We start from the raw sequence: 14980 nt of genomic DNA, 5'->3' as shown, positions 1-14980 counted from the left end.
TCTGATCATCAAATCGATCTTGAATGTATTGAAATTATTGTGATTTAAATGTACAAATTAGTGGAAACATCACTTCACGTCACCCCTTATGCCATAAAGGATTTTCATGATCTTGCCCTGAACAAAACACTAACACAATAGTATTAACAATGAACTAACTTAAGTAATGGTTCATCTAATAGAATTTCCATAAAATAATATCCAGCTTATTTTCGCTGACATGACAAATATAAATATAGCTTTAAAAATAAGTGTACCAGTCTAATGATATTAGTTTATTAACCTTTTTTAAATTGAAGCTGCATTCTTTGCTTCTTTGGCTAAAACAACAACTGGAGAATAGATACTGATAGTGCATTTGATAAAATAGCTCTAACGGGTTGAATAACCACACCTAAACTTATTACTATAATACCTTAAATAATACTTTACCTACAGAAGCAAACATTATCACTAATACATATATCCATGAATATAGTAATGACTTTGAGTAATCATCACACGGGATGAGCTGAAATCATTGGAAACACAGCATTCCCAACAACCGCAGTACGTATTTACTCAGATTAAAATAAAGTAACTACTTATGTATTTCAAATATAACTTAAGCCACCTAATTACCAGAATACTAGCGCGCTAAAAGCCAAGGCATTTTGTAAACTTTAGCACTAAGAGCCCACGTTCCTAGGAACCTCAAGAAGTTAGCAATTAAAAAAGCAAAGGCAGCACCTTTCAAACCATAATTAGGAATAAGTACCAGCAGTAAGAGCACATTAACTACGCCTGATATAATAGTTACATAAGATAAATACTTTGTTTTTTTAATATAAAAGATGTAATTAGTAATCATAAAGTACATCCCCATAAATATTTGACCTGTGATAATCAAAGGTAAAACACCTGCTGCCTGATGGAATTTTTCGCCTACAACTAACTTTAATATTGGTGGTGCGATTAAAAACGACAATGCAGCTAAAAATACGAGAAAAACAAAATACACATACGTTTTTTTAACAATATCTCTTTTCTTCTTCTCATTATTTTCCACACAACATGGCAGTCACTACTTGGAACATCACTTCGAAGAAATTATAAGTAATTTTTCGCTCCTGACGACTATCACTCAATATGTTAAAATGCTCTTTGAATTCGTCGTAATTCATCTTTTCAATCTCACTCTGTTATCTAAACAGTATAAGATCACGTCAGATCACCACATTCAACCTATTTTTTGAAATTTCACCCCGAAAACTTGAGAAACACTGCGAAAATAACATGCGGGAACCCTGGCCACACATTAAGATTCAGGCACGCTACCGCCCTTAGGTTTGGCTCCTAAAGGCAAGGTATTTACGGGGTGAATGCATCCCCCAGCTATCCGTGGCTGTTTTGCGCAGGGGATTCTAGCAAAGTAAGTGCATATTAACCAGCTTGAATTATAAACGAAGTGGTCGAACATCTTACCAAGCATTCACCCAGCGAAAACATTGTACGTTTTGCAGAAACTGAGTCCCTATGTGGTACCGGTTTTCCTCATACTCATCAAATTGTCGCCTACGTTAAAGAGACTTTTGGACTTGATTACACTGTCTCTGGTATGAACAAATGGCTTCACCACAACGGTTTTAGCTACAAGCAACCGAAAGGCGTTCCACATAAGTTTGATGAAGCAAAACAACAAGCTTTCATAGATGCTTACGAAGCGCTAAAGGCAAGTTGTGACGAGGATGAATCGATAGTCTTTATCGATGCTGTTCACCCAACCCTATCAACAAAAATATCTCATGGCTGGATACGAACTGGTCAAGATAAAGTGATTGAAACAACGGGAAATCGCAGTCGATTGAACATTCTTGGCGCACTGAACCTGTCAGATATCGGAGCTACTATTATTGATGATTATGAGAGCATTAACAGTGAAACGATAGTTCGCTTTTTCTGTAAGTTAAGAGAGAGTTATCCGTTAGCTCATAAGCTTCATATCATTTTAGATGGTGCGGGATATCACCGTAGTGACTTGGTCAGAGATGCGGCATTTGTCCTTAATATCGAGCTGCATTATCTTCCACCTTACAGCCCAAACCTCAATCCAATAGAGCGGCTTTGGAAAGTAATGAATGAGAAGTCGAGGAACAACGTTTACTTCAAAAGTAAACGGGACTTCAAGGCAGCAATAGACCAATTTTTTACTGTGACTCTTCCAGAGATCGCAGGCTCTTTGGCATCTCGAATTAATGATAATTTTCAGGTTCTCAAGCCTGCATCTTCAAGTTGATTCGGTATATGTACCATGCAACTTGCAAGAAATTAATCTTTTTCATCGTATCAAGATCATTAAAAACTAAGCTATTTTTTAAAAAGCTTATTGATTCATTATTTGTTATATATTCATCAAAAAAACTATATGATTTATTAGATGATATAATATGATTCCAATCTCCCCACGGCCCTTGATTCCCTTGAATCAGCCCCATACGTTTTGCAATGTGTCGATAGAACCATATAGGAAATTGAATAGGTGAATTAATCCACCATGAAAAATAAGGAAGTCTTCCATCCGCATGAAATATCCATTTTGTTTTTTCAAGGTAAGGTTTGGTGGTCAAATTAAATAATCTACGATTCATTTTCCATTCAGTTGGTAAAACTGCACTAATTTTTACAGCATCTTTACACATAAATGGCTCATAACTTCTAAACAATCTACGAGTAGTATAAAGATTTGGAATAGCAGTACGCATTGTTGCAGGATAAAGTACAAACCACTCATGTACAGATTCTGATCTCAATTTTTTAATTTTTTCAAAATGAAGTTTACGCCTGCTATTTATCTCTCTCAAAACCTCATCATTAACTAATATATTTGAAAGCTCTTTGGTACGATTTTCACCTTTCTTAAAAAATTCTGGCAAAAAAGGGTATCTAGCTGTATTTAATGTTTTTAATGCGTATGGGGATTTTAATAACGAGTCAGATAAATACCCACCAAAAACAGCTGTATAATCTGCTAATTTATATATTTTATCAAAACCAAGGCTATGTGCATGATGATACTGGTGTCCCGTACCAACTAGCTTACTAGCTTCCGGCAAAATATCTAAATAATGTGTCTTTTCTCTAAAGCCTACGGTACAATTTGCGTTGTATTTATCTGCAACTTTCTTTGCAATTTTTCCTTCTCTATTCATCTCATCTAAAAAAACATACGCATCTCGTTGTAAGTGATAAGGAAGTAGTCCAGACAAAGCTCGTGAATCTTCACCACCAGAAATAAATTGAGCAACTTTATCCATTTTATCTGTAATTCTATTAACATAACCATCAAGTCCGGCTCTTAATGCTCTGGCTGATTCTTTAATGTTTGAATATGGGTTGTATTCTTTTGGTTCCCAATATTTATTAACATTAGGATTACGATCATTATTATTAAACTCAATATGACTTGAAGGTTCCAACTGTTTTAGTTCTGTATAAGCTGTATATGGGTAAGTAATGACATCATTAATAATAAAGTCAGTTAATGAAACGACATCAAAATTATTAGATTCTTTCGAAACCTTAGCTAATGCATCAATATGAGTGCCAATATATAACCCTTTTACACTTTGATGATAATAGACCGGAATGAAAGCCATTAAATCTGTTACTACATCAACCGCATTTGTATTTTTATTAATACGTATTATTGTAAAAGGACCACTCAAATCCTCATCCCATTGGGTCTGTGATTCAACACACCATCTTTGGTATATCGATTCTGTCGCTTCAAATGAATCATCATCAACTAAGAAGTCATTATTTCTGAAATATAAAACTGGACCACCAATCACTATTAATAGATGTTCACTGGTTTCAAAAGGCTGAAAACCTTTATAATGGCTATTGCTAACAGCTAGTGCTCCCCAACTCCCATGAAATTCTGTTACTTCTGGTGGATTACTGTCGTATATATCTCGTATTGACTTACTTAAAACACCTTCTTCTATAGGTTCAGAAGAATAAAGATAATCACTCATTTCTCAGCCTTTTGTGCTTTAACTTCTAGTCCATGACGCATAACGTAATAATAAGCTTCATTACGCATAAAATGCATTGCGTCAAGGTCTTTATTTATATGGTTACGACGCCCAATAAGCGTTGCAAGTATCTCTTTTAATGTCATTTTCAACGAACTGCCAATCGGGAAAGGGCTAATTGATTTAAGCAACCTGTCTCGAACTAAAGGGAAAGAATCTAAAATCATATTGTCATGCTCTATATCGTAGCGATCTCCAAGCAACTCACATAACTCTTCGAGATCCACTTTGTTTTCTTCTGATGATAATTGAACTTTTCCATTAAACGTATAGTGAAATATAGGCTCAAAGCTAATTGGTCTACCTTTATTTAAAATTAACTCTAGGGCATAAGATTGATTTTCATTCGTAGCCCAACGTCCACCATCAAAGTAAAAATTCCCCAAGCTATAAAAAATCATTGATTCATTATACTGTTCATATCCTTGAGCTATATGAGGATGAGAGCCAATTACTGCATCTGCACCTAAATCACATAAATGTTTATAACGCTCACGCCACTCTTTTTGTGGAACTTTATAGTTTTCTAGTCCTGCATGAGCAAAAACTAGAACAAAATCACATTCATTTTTCAATCGTATGATATTTTTATCTATCAATGGATGATTAATCCATGCATATCCAGAAGATTCTGAACGTTTAAAATGGTCTATAACACCAAATTGAGCTTCGCATGCATTAACAATTCCAACCTTCATTCCATTAATTTCTTTTATCAAAGGCTCATATGCTTGACTTTTATTTACTCCAGCCCCAATAACTTCCATACCAGATTTACTTGCAGTTTCAATTGTCGCCTCTAATCCCTTAGTGCCAAAGTCCATAATATGATTATTGGCAAGAAGAGCAAGATTGAACCCTTGTTTATTCAAGCCGTTTAATGTTTCGGAACACTGATAATGAATTGCTCCACTTTTGGGGATAGGTTGACCATACCCGGCTACTGGAGCTTCAAAATTACAAACCGAATAGTCTGCACTTTCGACAATATCAGACATTTCTTTTGAAAGTATCATCCCATCGGCATTATTGTAATTAACAATATCACCACATACGAAAATTTTATTCATTAAAGCTATTCCTATTGTCATAATTACGAGTAATGATTAACACTGCTCCAATCAATATTGCATTTAATAATACACCAGCGATACTAAAAAATAAAATTGATGCGAGCTCTGTTTTGAAAACATAATAACCGATGGCCAATGCCAATACTCTGATTATTATTGTACAACATGTAAAGCACAGGTAATAACCTTGTATAGAAAGTACTGGAATGATTTTATTACTAGGGGCGTTAATAAATATGAAGTATAACCAAGGAGCTAAATATCTTACATATTCACCAGCGACAACCCATTCAGGGCCAAAAACAAAATAAAATAACCAAGGACCGAAGATAATAAGAGAACCAAAAGGTAATAAACCGACGACTGCCAAACTACTGGTTGCTTTAAATAATAATGGGAATAATTTTTCTTTATTATTTGCAGCAGCAGTAATACGTGGGTAAAAAACATCCCCAACAGCATTACTGATTAGCGTAGCAGGTACTCCGGCCACAGTTCGACTTAAAGTATAGAAACCAGCTGCGGCTGGGCCAAAAAAACTGGCTAACATTAATACAGGTATACTTTGTGCTAATCCATTAATAAATTGTTGTGGTGCTCTATAAAGAGGAAAATCTCGATGACAATAAGCTAATTCTGTTAAACTTACATTACTGATAGGTACTCTATTTGTTCTGACATTCTTTTCTGAACATTTATACCAGCCAAGTAACAATAATCCAGCATGTAGAAAACTACTAACTGTGCTGAATATAATAAGTACAGAGCTCAAAGGTAACAATAAACCAGCAGATGCTTTTGAAATATTCATAATAAGTGATTGGCTAATAGCTACTTTAGCAGTAGTTTTGAATTGTTTTTTTCTAATTAACCATTGCTGTATTACTTGTAATGATCCCGTTCCCAAAAGAGCAATAGGAATAAAAATCAAAAAACTAGAGGTAAGTTGTAAATTCAATAACTCTATAAGTCTTTCATCCCAGACGAGTATCAAAAAAGCCAGAAAAGTTGAAGTAAAAATTGCAATTAACAAGGATAATTTTGCAATTCCTATCGCAGCACTATCTGATTTAGGTAAAACAATAGCAATCGGATAAGCTAATGCAACTAAAGGGGTAAAAATTCCTAACAAAGCAACAAAAGCACCTAATTCACCAAATGCCTCAGGTCCGTATAACCTTGTGATAAAAGGAGTAAAAGCCATTGCAATAGCTTGAGCTCCTGCACTACCTGATACAACTAATAGTATATTACGGAAAAAATTTTTTTTAAAAAGTTTTTTAATCATTATAATTCTTCGTTAATTGAAACAGGGCAAGATTACGAAGCCCCTTGCCCTGCAAGGACTTGCGAAAGGTAGCTATTTCTGCGGTTTGCTTTCTTTTGATCCCAGCTTTGAAGCTGGTTTCTTCTGTCAGCAAGTTTAAAGCAATATGTCTTATAACAGCCAAGTTCTCACCAGCTTGCTCTCGACGTATCCGACATTCATCTTCTTTAAAGCCAACGTCTAATCACCAGTGCATCTGATGGTGAGTAGACCGTGGGAGCTTCCCCCACAGCCTCTCGCAGAACGGTACGTGAACCTCTCAATTCATACCGCTCCCATCAAGCCAGGGTTCCCGCACGAGTTGCAAAGTTGTTAAAAGCACTTAAGTGCCAAACAAAACTCTCTCTCGAAACTCAGTATTTAACGCGCATTTCAATTGTCGCCGTTTTAATGTTCCTTTCATCTCTACAAGCTTAATAAAATTCATACACATTTGACGAATTCGCGATAGGTTTTCGGATGCGTGCTTGTAGGTGATTCGGCTGTCATCTTCATTCATTACGGCATCCAACCACCAGTGCATACTTTCAACGCCCCAATGACCTCGGCATAATTTACCAAATTCTTCTGCTTTCATGTCCTTAGAAGAAATGAAGTATCTAACCCCTAAACCACCTGAAGGTTCACCATTTTTCTGTTGATAAGTCGTTGCTATACATAAGCTTTTCAACCCTTTCCATTTAGAGGCGAAGTCTCCAAGCTTATCAGTAAACGGAACAACAATATAACTTCTTAATATCTTGCGTCCTCGTTGACCAATTTCTTCTTGTTCAAAAGAATCACTCGCATAGCGGCTTAATTGTTCTAACGAAAAGTGTTTAGTAAAAACCTTATGAAGACTTGGTTGATTATCTTTTACTGACATTAAATAGTCACCTTTACGTGCAACTATTGTAAGCGTTCACCGAGGTATCTTGACTTACCATGCCTGAAGAAGGATGTGCAGTTTATAGATCAAAAACGTTCGGGTACGGTTTCTTCTCAACGACTGACGTGATGATTTCACTCAGAACTGACATTGCTGATAGGCCGCGCTTTTTGCAAGTTTCGATGAGTGTGTGGATACGACTACGGAATTTATCGCCTGCATCTGAGGTCGTTCCGAAGCTAATTTTCCTTTGGATTACAAAGCCTCTAATACATCGCTCGGCTTCATTATTGGTTAAGGGGATTGACGTTTTCTTGAGGAAAACCCACAAGCTCTCTCTATGTTTGAGCAGTAACTTGCATCGCCCTCGATACCGCTTGACCATCACACCTGTCCCTTTGCTCAACCAATGATCGAACGATTTTTGTAGCCTGTGCATTCGCCGTAAGTACCGTGAATAATCCAATTCACCTTGCTCATAACGATGTCGAGTATGGAAGAGAACATTCGTCAGAAGACATAGGTGCCTTCCTATATAAGCAGTATGCCCACCACCACTATAATCCGCCATTTGTTGAAGATTGCGCTTAACATGTGCCCAACATAACTGATGACGGTCTGTGGCTATCCAGTTATAGCTTGGGCACTGGTCGCTGACCACGATGCCTGCATAGTCTTCATCAATGACTTTTTTCGCTGATGAGGTCGAGCGCGAATAAAGTATTTGTTCATAGACAAGATCATCACTGGCCACTAACCAACACCAACGAAGGCTTTGCTCATCATTTCGGTGATGAGAGGTTTCGTCGGCATGAATCAAAGGTGCCTTCTTTAACGCTTGTTTGATTGCTTGATGCAATGGAGTCAGCATTGAAGCGACTTTTGTTTGTGCTTCGCTAATCGCACCAACAGAAAACGTTGTGCCGAGTTGCTCTTTGAGCAGTGATTGGATTTTCCGAACACTAAGGTGATATTGTCCAGCAAGAACGCCAATGTAGCTGAGTAAATTGGGACCGATAATACCTTGTGATGCATTGTCGGGCTTTTGAGCTTTTACTGTTTCTTTACAGTGGCGGCATTGACCTGAAAATAAACGGTATTCAGTGATATCGACAGTGGGTTTTGGAATATCGAAGACCTGATGGCGGTAGTAAGGGCCACCTTGAATATCGATATCTGACTGGGTACAGCAAGGGCACACTTCAGGAAAACAATCGATAACTACATCAGTTGCTTTCAGTCGTGAGAGTTTTCGTTGATGCCCTGTGTGGCCTTCTTTAGCTCCTCTCGAATTGCGACCACCAGAGCTTTGATCTTTTTTCGCTCATGCTTGTCCTTAGGGTTGTCAGACGAAGGTGGTTTCGATGAGTTTTTGGAGTTAGTTGCTTGTTTATCGGTAAGGTGGCGCAACTGTTCCCACAACTCTTCAATCAGTGCGTTTGCTTCATTAAGGTCAGAGGCTACGGGTGGTTCCTCTTGAAATTTAGGGGCTTTCTTTCTACTCATAACAAACAGGATGAAGCACTGGAATGATCACTCAATAGTAAAAAGTGGATCAAGTGCTGAGTGTCACACTTTTTCTGTCAATAGGGGCTTGGTGAACACTTACCAACTATTAACTCTGCGATTGCTCTCTGGCAACCCATTGCATCAACACTAATTACTCGACCCTTCACTCGGATTAATTTAAGAAGCTCAGGAATAGTCGTTATCTCATTCGACTTAGAGCTCGTTTTTAGTTGCCCTAAAACCAGACCAGTATCAACAGAATAAGCATTGACCATATGTGTTAGGCATTTCTTTTTGCTGTGATCATACGTACCTTTTAAGGACTTTCCGTCAATAGCTATATGATTGGTTTCTAATGATTTTTCATATTGAATATCGTTACACCATCGAGTAAAGCAAAGAGAAAATTCATCGGGGTCAACCAATCCAACAATGCGAGCCGTTGTATCTTGACTTGGAATACCTGACAAATAAGGACTGAACTTTCTAAACCATTCTAAGTTCTCTTCCCCAAACGCTTCTATCTCATCCCAGGTTTTCATTCCACACAACATGGCAGTCACTACTTGGAACATCACTTCGAAGAAATTATAAGTAATTTTTCGCTCCTGACGACTATCACTCAATATGTTAAAATGGTCTTTGAATTCGTCGTAATTCATCTTTTCAATCTCACTCTGTTACCTAAACAGTATAAGATCACGTCAGATCACCACATTCAACCTATTTTTTGAAATTTCACCCCGAAAACTTGAGAAACACTGCGAAAATAACATGCGGGAACCCTGAAGCCACTCCAAGTTATCTTCACCAAAATCTTCAATATCCTCCCAACCTTCAGCGCCAGCAATCACCGCTGAAATAGTTAAAAAGATAATATCGGTTAACGTGCGCTCTATTTTCCAAGCTTGGCGAGGGTCTTGAATAACTAAAATATAAGGAAAAAGATTAACCTAATGGCACAAAAAACCTCAAATTCTCTATAGCACTGAGACACTTTTCATTCATTTTGAGACAGTCTATTTTCGCCCATCCCTTATAAAACCTAGATTTTGCTAACTTTTTAAAAACCGCCCCAATAGGCCCTGATTACTTTTCTTTTCAATTTCTCAAAGCTCACCTGCTTGTTGAATATAATCGTTTTTTCATCTCAGACAATCAAGTCAATTGAGACACTTTTTATTCATTTTGAGACAGTCCACTTTCACTATCTCATTGTAATTGCTTATTTTCGCCTAGTTTCCTAAACCCGCCCCAATGGCTCCTCCTGGGTAGGCTAGGCTCTGGATGCTAGGTCCTCTATATCTTCATTCTTACGAAACGCAAATCGTACTAGCACGATTGCAACACCTAGCATTCCGCCCAGTAAAGTTCCTAATACACAGATCAGCGCTCGCTTAGGACCATCTTTTATTTCTGGAACAACGGCTGGATCTACTACCTTGAATACAAACTCTTCTTGAACTTCAGCCAGCATTAAGCTTTTGGTTTGTTCTTCTATAAGCTTGTAAAACGTGCTTTGCATATCGGCTACAGCCGTTTTCTGTAGCTGAGTATTCAGATAAGCCAAGTTTTGAGAAGTTTCTGCAATAGTACGTTCACGCATGACTTTGTTGATATCTTCAATCAGCCAGTTAACCCATTGCTGAGCAACATAAGGAGAGTAATGCTTCACCGATACTGTGTATAAACCACTCTCTTTATCTTGATTTACACTTAAGATATCTTTACTGAAACGTTCAAAAGCCTCTTGCGCTGTTGGTTTTGCACCGCGAAGACCTTCGGGCTCGCGTAACCACTTACCAGTATTCTGATCATATAGTTCTTCATCTAAAACTAATTGGTTATTAGATAAATCCCAGTCTTTTGCTGCCATTAACGGCACTAGCAAGTCATGTTTATTGATGAATTCGTCTACAAACTGGCGAGACTTTATGACTTGGACTGCAAGATCGGTTTGAGAAGTTTCACCACTACCAAGATTAACCCCAGCTAATGCCGCTAGGCCACCAAGTTGACCGGCCATTTTTGCTAAACCGCCACCGTTTGAGCTTTCTGCCGGGGCTAGTAAAGCATCAGCTTTGTAAATGTTCGGTAGGCTTAACGCGTACAATACCGAAGCGACCGCAAATACAAACGTTGTGGTGATGATGAGCCATTTACCTTTCCAGATAGCCTTGAACAATTCACGCAGATCGATCTCATCATCAGCAACAGGAGTCTGCGGGGGATAGGGTAAATAATTTGGTTGTGGTTCTTTGTGTGGTTCCATAGGGTTAAAAAGGTCCTAGCAGCCCAGAATCTAGTACTAATTCTAGGTTTGAAGATTGGTGAATTAGGATAATTTCGTTGTACAGCGATTATCCATTGAAGATATGACTTTCAGCTATCGAGAGCGTGTTGATTCGATTCCTAGCCTCGCTGGAATGACGTTTTATATTTCCTATACAAAGCACTTCGAGCCATACCTTCTTACTTTTGAAGCGAAGTAAGAGGTGTTTGGTCCCAGAGACCTAGCCCCTAGGACCGAAGCTTTTTTACTTCAATGCGTTGATTGCTACACCTGTTTGGTAAAGGATTTGCGTTGCGGCAGTCCAAGTGCTCAGCGCGTCACGGTAGTCCGTATCTATTGGAACAACAATCGTATCACCGGCACTTAGCTCTTCATTGTTATTACCAAACCAGTAGCCTGACGTCGGTTTATAAACAGAGCCGTCGGCACGTACGACGAAAATACGGTCTTCATCTGCTTGTTTTTTCGCACCACCCGCTTTGTTCAGGTAATCATCCACATCCAACTTACTATCTCGTAGATAAGTAATTGGAACCTGAACTTCACCCATAATCGATACGGTGTTACGGAAGGTCGGCACAAATAGGAAATCGCCGTCTTCTAGCATAAAGTCAGCAGAACGCTCATCTTTAATAATACGATTAAGCTGAACGACCATTCGGCCAAGTGCTTTGCTGCGACTAGCTTCCTCGACAAATTTCAGTGTTTTATCTGGGTCAGAAATAATGGAACCTAAGTTACTGTCGGCACGGAAAGTCTTCTTGGCTGTTTCTGCACGTATGTCAGCAGCATACTCGTTAAGTAGCTTCTGCTCTTTTAGTCGAAGTGCTTCACGAGTAAATATTGCCCCTTGAGGGTGAGCAAACTCAGTAAGACCACCAGCGCGCTCGAGTAGATCTCCGAGCGTTTCACCTTGGCGTACAGTATAGGTACCCGGGAAGCGAACTTCGCCTTGCAAAGTCACTGTGCTTTGCAATTTCACATCCTGCTTTTGGAGAACGTTTAATCTATCTCTTCCACTAATAATTACATCATGGTTAATGTCACCTTGAATGGCCTTAATAAGATTAATTCGCTCTATACCAACAGATGCTCTTTCATCAAGGTTATTAATGGTGCTTCGCGCAAGCTCTGCATTGCTGAAAGCACTATAGGTCAAACCACCTGCAGCCTCTAATAGGATAGATACTGTCATACGTGAAGTAATTGGGTAGCGTCCTGGATATTTTACTTCGCCTGTTACTTCAACGATTTGTGGTGGTATGCCCAATCGAGCTTGCTGCTGCAACTTAAGTAAAACAGGAGCTAATAAAGCTGTACGAGTGTTCTGTTTTAAACTATTAAGTTGCTCTCTTGAAACAGGCTTACCTTGCCACATCATGCGAATGTCAGTCTGAGAAACATTTTTCGACGGCTCAACAGCTTGCTCACGTTCTTGCTCTTGAGCTTGCTGTTGAGCTTGTTCTAAACTCTTCGCTTTATCTTCAGTTTCTAATAACGATTCAACATTCGTAATGCTTAATCGGTTAAAGACCAATACTCGGTCACGAGAATTAAGTTGTATGTTATCTTTGCTGCCTGGCGATAAGATCGCTTTTGCAAGGTTAACTTGATGGACTTCTATATCTCGTTGCGGATTGACTTCTCGTACGACTACGGCGTAATTAACATCTGCAGTTGAGTTGAAGGAAGAGTCAACAGAGTGAAAAAGGTCTGCAATACGTAGTCCGCTATTCCATTCAACAAAGCCAGGATGGCGTACGTCACCTTCTATTTGAACATAGCGAGTTAACTCTGCGCTTTTTTTCAGCACATTGACTTCATCACCCACTTTAACTTTCGCTTGTTGGTCTTGGGCGTTAATAAAGTTCAGCGTTAATGCTTCTCGGCTACCTTCAGTGCCAAAGCGTTTTATATCGATTTGTTCAAAGAAGGCATTGGCTGTAAAACCACCCGCCATTTGAATTAATTGTTTGTAAGTTTCACCCGGTTTTACTTCATATATAGCTGGGCGGTTAACTTCACCATCAATTGAAACGGTTTGTGCCACCGAGCCAATAAACACCACATCCCCTGGCATTAAGCGCACATCGTTACGAGCATCGCCGTTTAGAAGCAAATCGTACATGTCTAGATTGCGAATAACTTGACCATCACGCTTCAACTGAATATTACGCAGCGCACCACTTTCGCCAAAGCCACCACTGTAGTAAATCGCCTGAGAAATCGTCGATAGAGCACTCACGGTATACGCGCCCGGTTTGTACGCATCGCCCATGACAAACACTTGCATGGTACGCATTTCACCCAATGAGATGTCGCTACGTACACCAATCATCTGCTCTTGTACACGCTGGTTTAGTGAATCACGCACTTCAGAAAAGCTCATGCCCGCCACTTGCACTGGACCCAATGACGGGAAATTGATGATACCTGCACGGTTAACACGAAGACGATGAGTGGTATTCTCTTTACCGAATAACTGGATAACGATCTCGTCACCCGCACCAACCGTATAGTCAGCCGGTACTGGAACATCGCTAATAGGAGCAAATGTACTTGGTGAGCCTGCAAAAAGTTCTAACCCAAAGCGTTTTAACCCTGTCTCTTGGTTTTTCTGATTTACTTTCCTATTTTGTTCATTGTCGTTCACAGGAGTACGAGGCTCAATCACCTGTGGGTTTTGGTAAGTATCTGGCTGAGAAGATGCTGATGGGATGGAAATACCATACTTACTTGCCAGTGCTTGTTGCTGACTGGCTGGTAAGCTCTTAAACATTTGAATTTGTTCTGGAGTTGGGTTCTGCGCTAACGTGTATGGCGCAAGCATACTGGCCAATACACAAACCGCAATGGAGAAATATCCTTTAAGCATGATCGATCGCTATAATATAATGAAGTGAAAAACCTAGACACAATGACCTAGGCGCTAGGTTTTTAATTAAAACCGGTGCTGGAAGCCAAGCGAAATTCCATTCAGACGGACTTTATCTTCTGCGAGGCTATCAATAAATTCAAAGACAATGGCACTTTGCTTATCGAGCGCGTAATGCGCGCCCATACCAAAGCTAAAGCCCTGATCTTTACCAGATCCAACATTTTGTTGATCAATTTGCACACTGGAGTAACCTGCCAATCCATATAGGGCGACTCGGTCAGAGACTGGAATATTAAACTTGGTAAAGCCGCTTACTATACTATCGACAGCTAATCCACCATCGCGTTCAAGAGAGGTGCCGTAACGGGCTTCGAATCCGAGGTAATCATTGAAGAAGTAGCCAGCTTGAGCTTGAAGAAGAAAAGGGCTTCCTTCAGCTACTGAAGATGAGGTGGTGTGGTGATATTCGGCGTTAGAGTAACTCAATAACGCACCTGCATAAAAATCAGCCGAAGCAGAAAAAGAGCACAATCCTAAGCTGATTGCACTCAACGCCCCTAGCCATGGTCGTTTATTAATCACGTAATTGTTCCCTAGGTATCGACCTACCGCAGCGCTTAAAGCGAGCAGTAAGGCATGTTAAATATCTCGCGTTCCACGCTACCGCCCTGCGGCACTTACGCGTTAGCCACTGTTCGCTGATTACCGATTCATTTCTCGGTTTATTTATATAAATATTTTTATTTAAGCCTTCAGCTTGTGAGATTAAACCAAAAAAATCATGATTTAAAGTGCTCTACAAAGCTGCCAAATTATGCATGGAATGACAGTAAACAGCAAGAGGGCGAATATGTCTAGAATGTAAGAATGGGATACTCGTTTTTAGAAAAGGTCTAGGTGGCGAGTGTTCTGACTATCGAGGTAAATGTCAAGTTAGTAATTTGTCGCTTGGGATT

Annotated in this window: 10 protein-coding genes and 3 pseudogenes; 1 reads left to right on the top strand and 12 read right to left on the bottom strand. The window is 39.3% G+C overall.

What is annotated here, in order from left to right; genetic code table 11:
- Positions 1 to 628 precede the first annotated feature (628 nt).
- Complete coding sequence (locus tag NL643_RS10905) at positions 629 to 1048, bottom strand: polysaccharide biosynthesis C-terminal domain-containing protein (RefSeq protein ID WP_253644392.1); 420 nt, start codon at positions 1046 to 1048, stop codon at positions 629 to 631.
- Positions 1049 to 1534: 486 nt separating this feature from the next.
- Here NL643_RS10905 and NL643_RS10900 point away from each other — a divergent pair.
- Positions 1535 to 2275: pseudogene (locus NL643_RS10900) on the top strand (IS630 family transposase); the annotation flags it as partial.
- Here NL643_RS10900 and NL643_RS10895 read toward each other — a convergent pair.
- The 11 genes and pseudogenes from NL643_RS10895 to NL643_RS10845 all read right to left on the bottom strand — a co-directional run bounded on the left by NL643_RS10895 (position 2253) and on the right by NL643_RS10845 (position 14606).
- Positions 2253 to 4016 (bottom strand): hypothetical protein, encoded by a 1764-nt coding sequence (locus NL643_RS10895; RefSeq protein ID WP_253644391.1) that lies wholly within the window; start codon positions 4014 to 4016, stop codon positions 2253 to 2255. The pseudogene NL643_RS10900 and the gene NL643_RS10895 overlap by 23 nt on opposite strands.
- Entirely contained in the window at positions 4013 to 5146 is a 1134-nt protein-coding gene (locus NL643_RS10890; RefSeq protein WP_253644390.1) for a CapA family protein, read from the bottom strand. Before NL643_RS10890 ends, NL643_RS10895 begins: the two co-directional genes overlap by 4 nt.
- The gene (locus NL643_RS10885; RefSeq protein ID WP_253644389.1) at positions 5139 to 6437 is read right to left on the bottom strand and encodes a lipopolysaccharide biosynthesis protein; all 1299 of its coding nucleotides are present in this window, start codon (positions 6435 to 6437) and stop codon (positions 5139 to 5141) included. The genes NL643_RS10890 and NL643_RS10885 overlap by 8 nt, the downstream gene beginning before the upstream one ends.
- Positions 6438 to 6469: 32 nt before the next feature.
- Positions 6470 to 6675: pseudogene (locus NL643_RS10880) on the bottom strand (transposase); the annotation flags it as partial.
- 123 nt (positions 6676 to 6798) lie between these two features.
- Entirely contained in the window at positions 6799 to 7368 is a 570-nt protein-coding gene (locus NL643_RS10875; RefSeq protein ID WP_367651907.1) for an ISAs1 family transposase, read from the bottom strand.
- A gap of 55 nt (positions 7369 to 7423) precedes the next feature.
- A protein-coding gene (locus NL643_RS10870; protein WP_253644387.1) for an IS66 family transposase occupies positions 7424 to 8850 on the bottom strand; the annotation gives its coding sequence in 2 pieces (ribosomal slippage) (positions 7424 to 8658 and positions 8658 to 8850; 1428 coding nt in all).
- 77 nt (positions 8851 to 8927) lie between these two features.
- A complete protein-coding gene (locus NL643_RS10865; RefSeq protein WP_253644386.1) occupies positions 8928 to 9515 on the bottom strand; it encodes an ISAs1 family transposase in 588 nt (195 codons plus the stop codon).
- 105 nt (positions 9516 to 9620) lie between these two features.
- Positions 9621 to 9788: pseudogene (locus NL643_RS10860) on the bottom strand (transposase family protein); the annotation flags it as partial.
- Positions 9789 to 10129: 341 nt separating this feature from the next.
- Positions 10130 to 11125, bottom strand: a complete 996-nt coding sequence (locus NL643_RS10855; RefSeq protein WP_253644385.1) for a Wzz/FepE/Etk N-terminal domain-containing protein — start codon at positions 11123 to 11125, stop codon at positions 10130 to 10132.
- Positions 11126 to 11390: 265 nt separating this feature from the next.
- Positions 11391 to 14021, bottom strand: a complete 2631-nt coding sequence (locus NL643_RS10850; RefSeq protein ID WP_253644384.1) for an SLBB domain-containing protein — start codon at positions 14019 to 14021, stop codon at positions 11391 to 11393.
- A gap of 66 nt (positions 14022 to 14087) precedes the next feature.
- A complete protein-coding gene (locus NL643_RS10845) occupies positions 14088 to 14606 on the bottom strand; it encodes a porin family protein (protein ID WP_025534585.1) in 519 nt (172 codons plus the stop codon).
- Positions 14607 to 14980: the final 374 nt, after the last annotated feature.

The organism is Vibrio sp. Y42_MX_L11 (assembly GCF_024181785.1).
Lineage (GTDB): Bacteria > Pseudomonadota > Gammaproteobacteria > Enterobacterales > Vibrionaceae > Vibrio > Vibrio diabolicus.
Note: the sequence above shows the minus strand (reverse complement) of the source record. Positions and strands in the feature narration are given on the sequence as shown.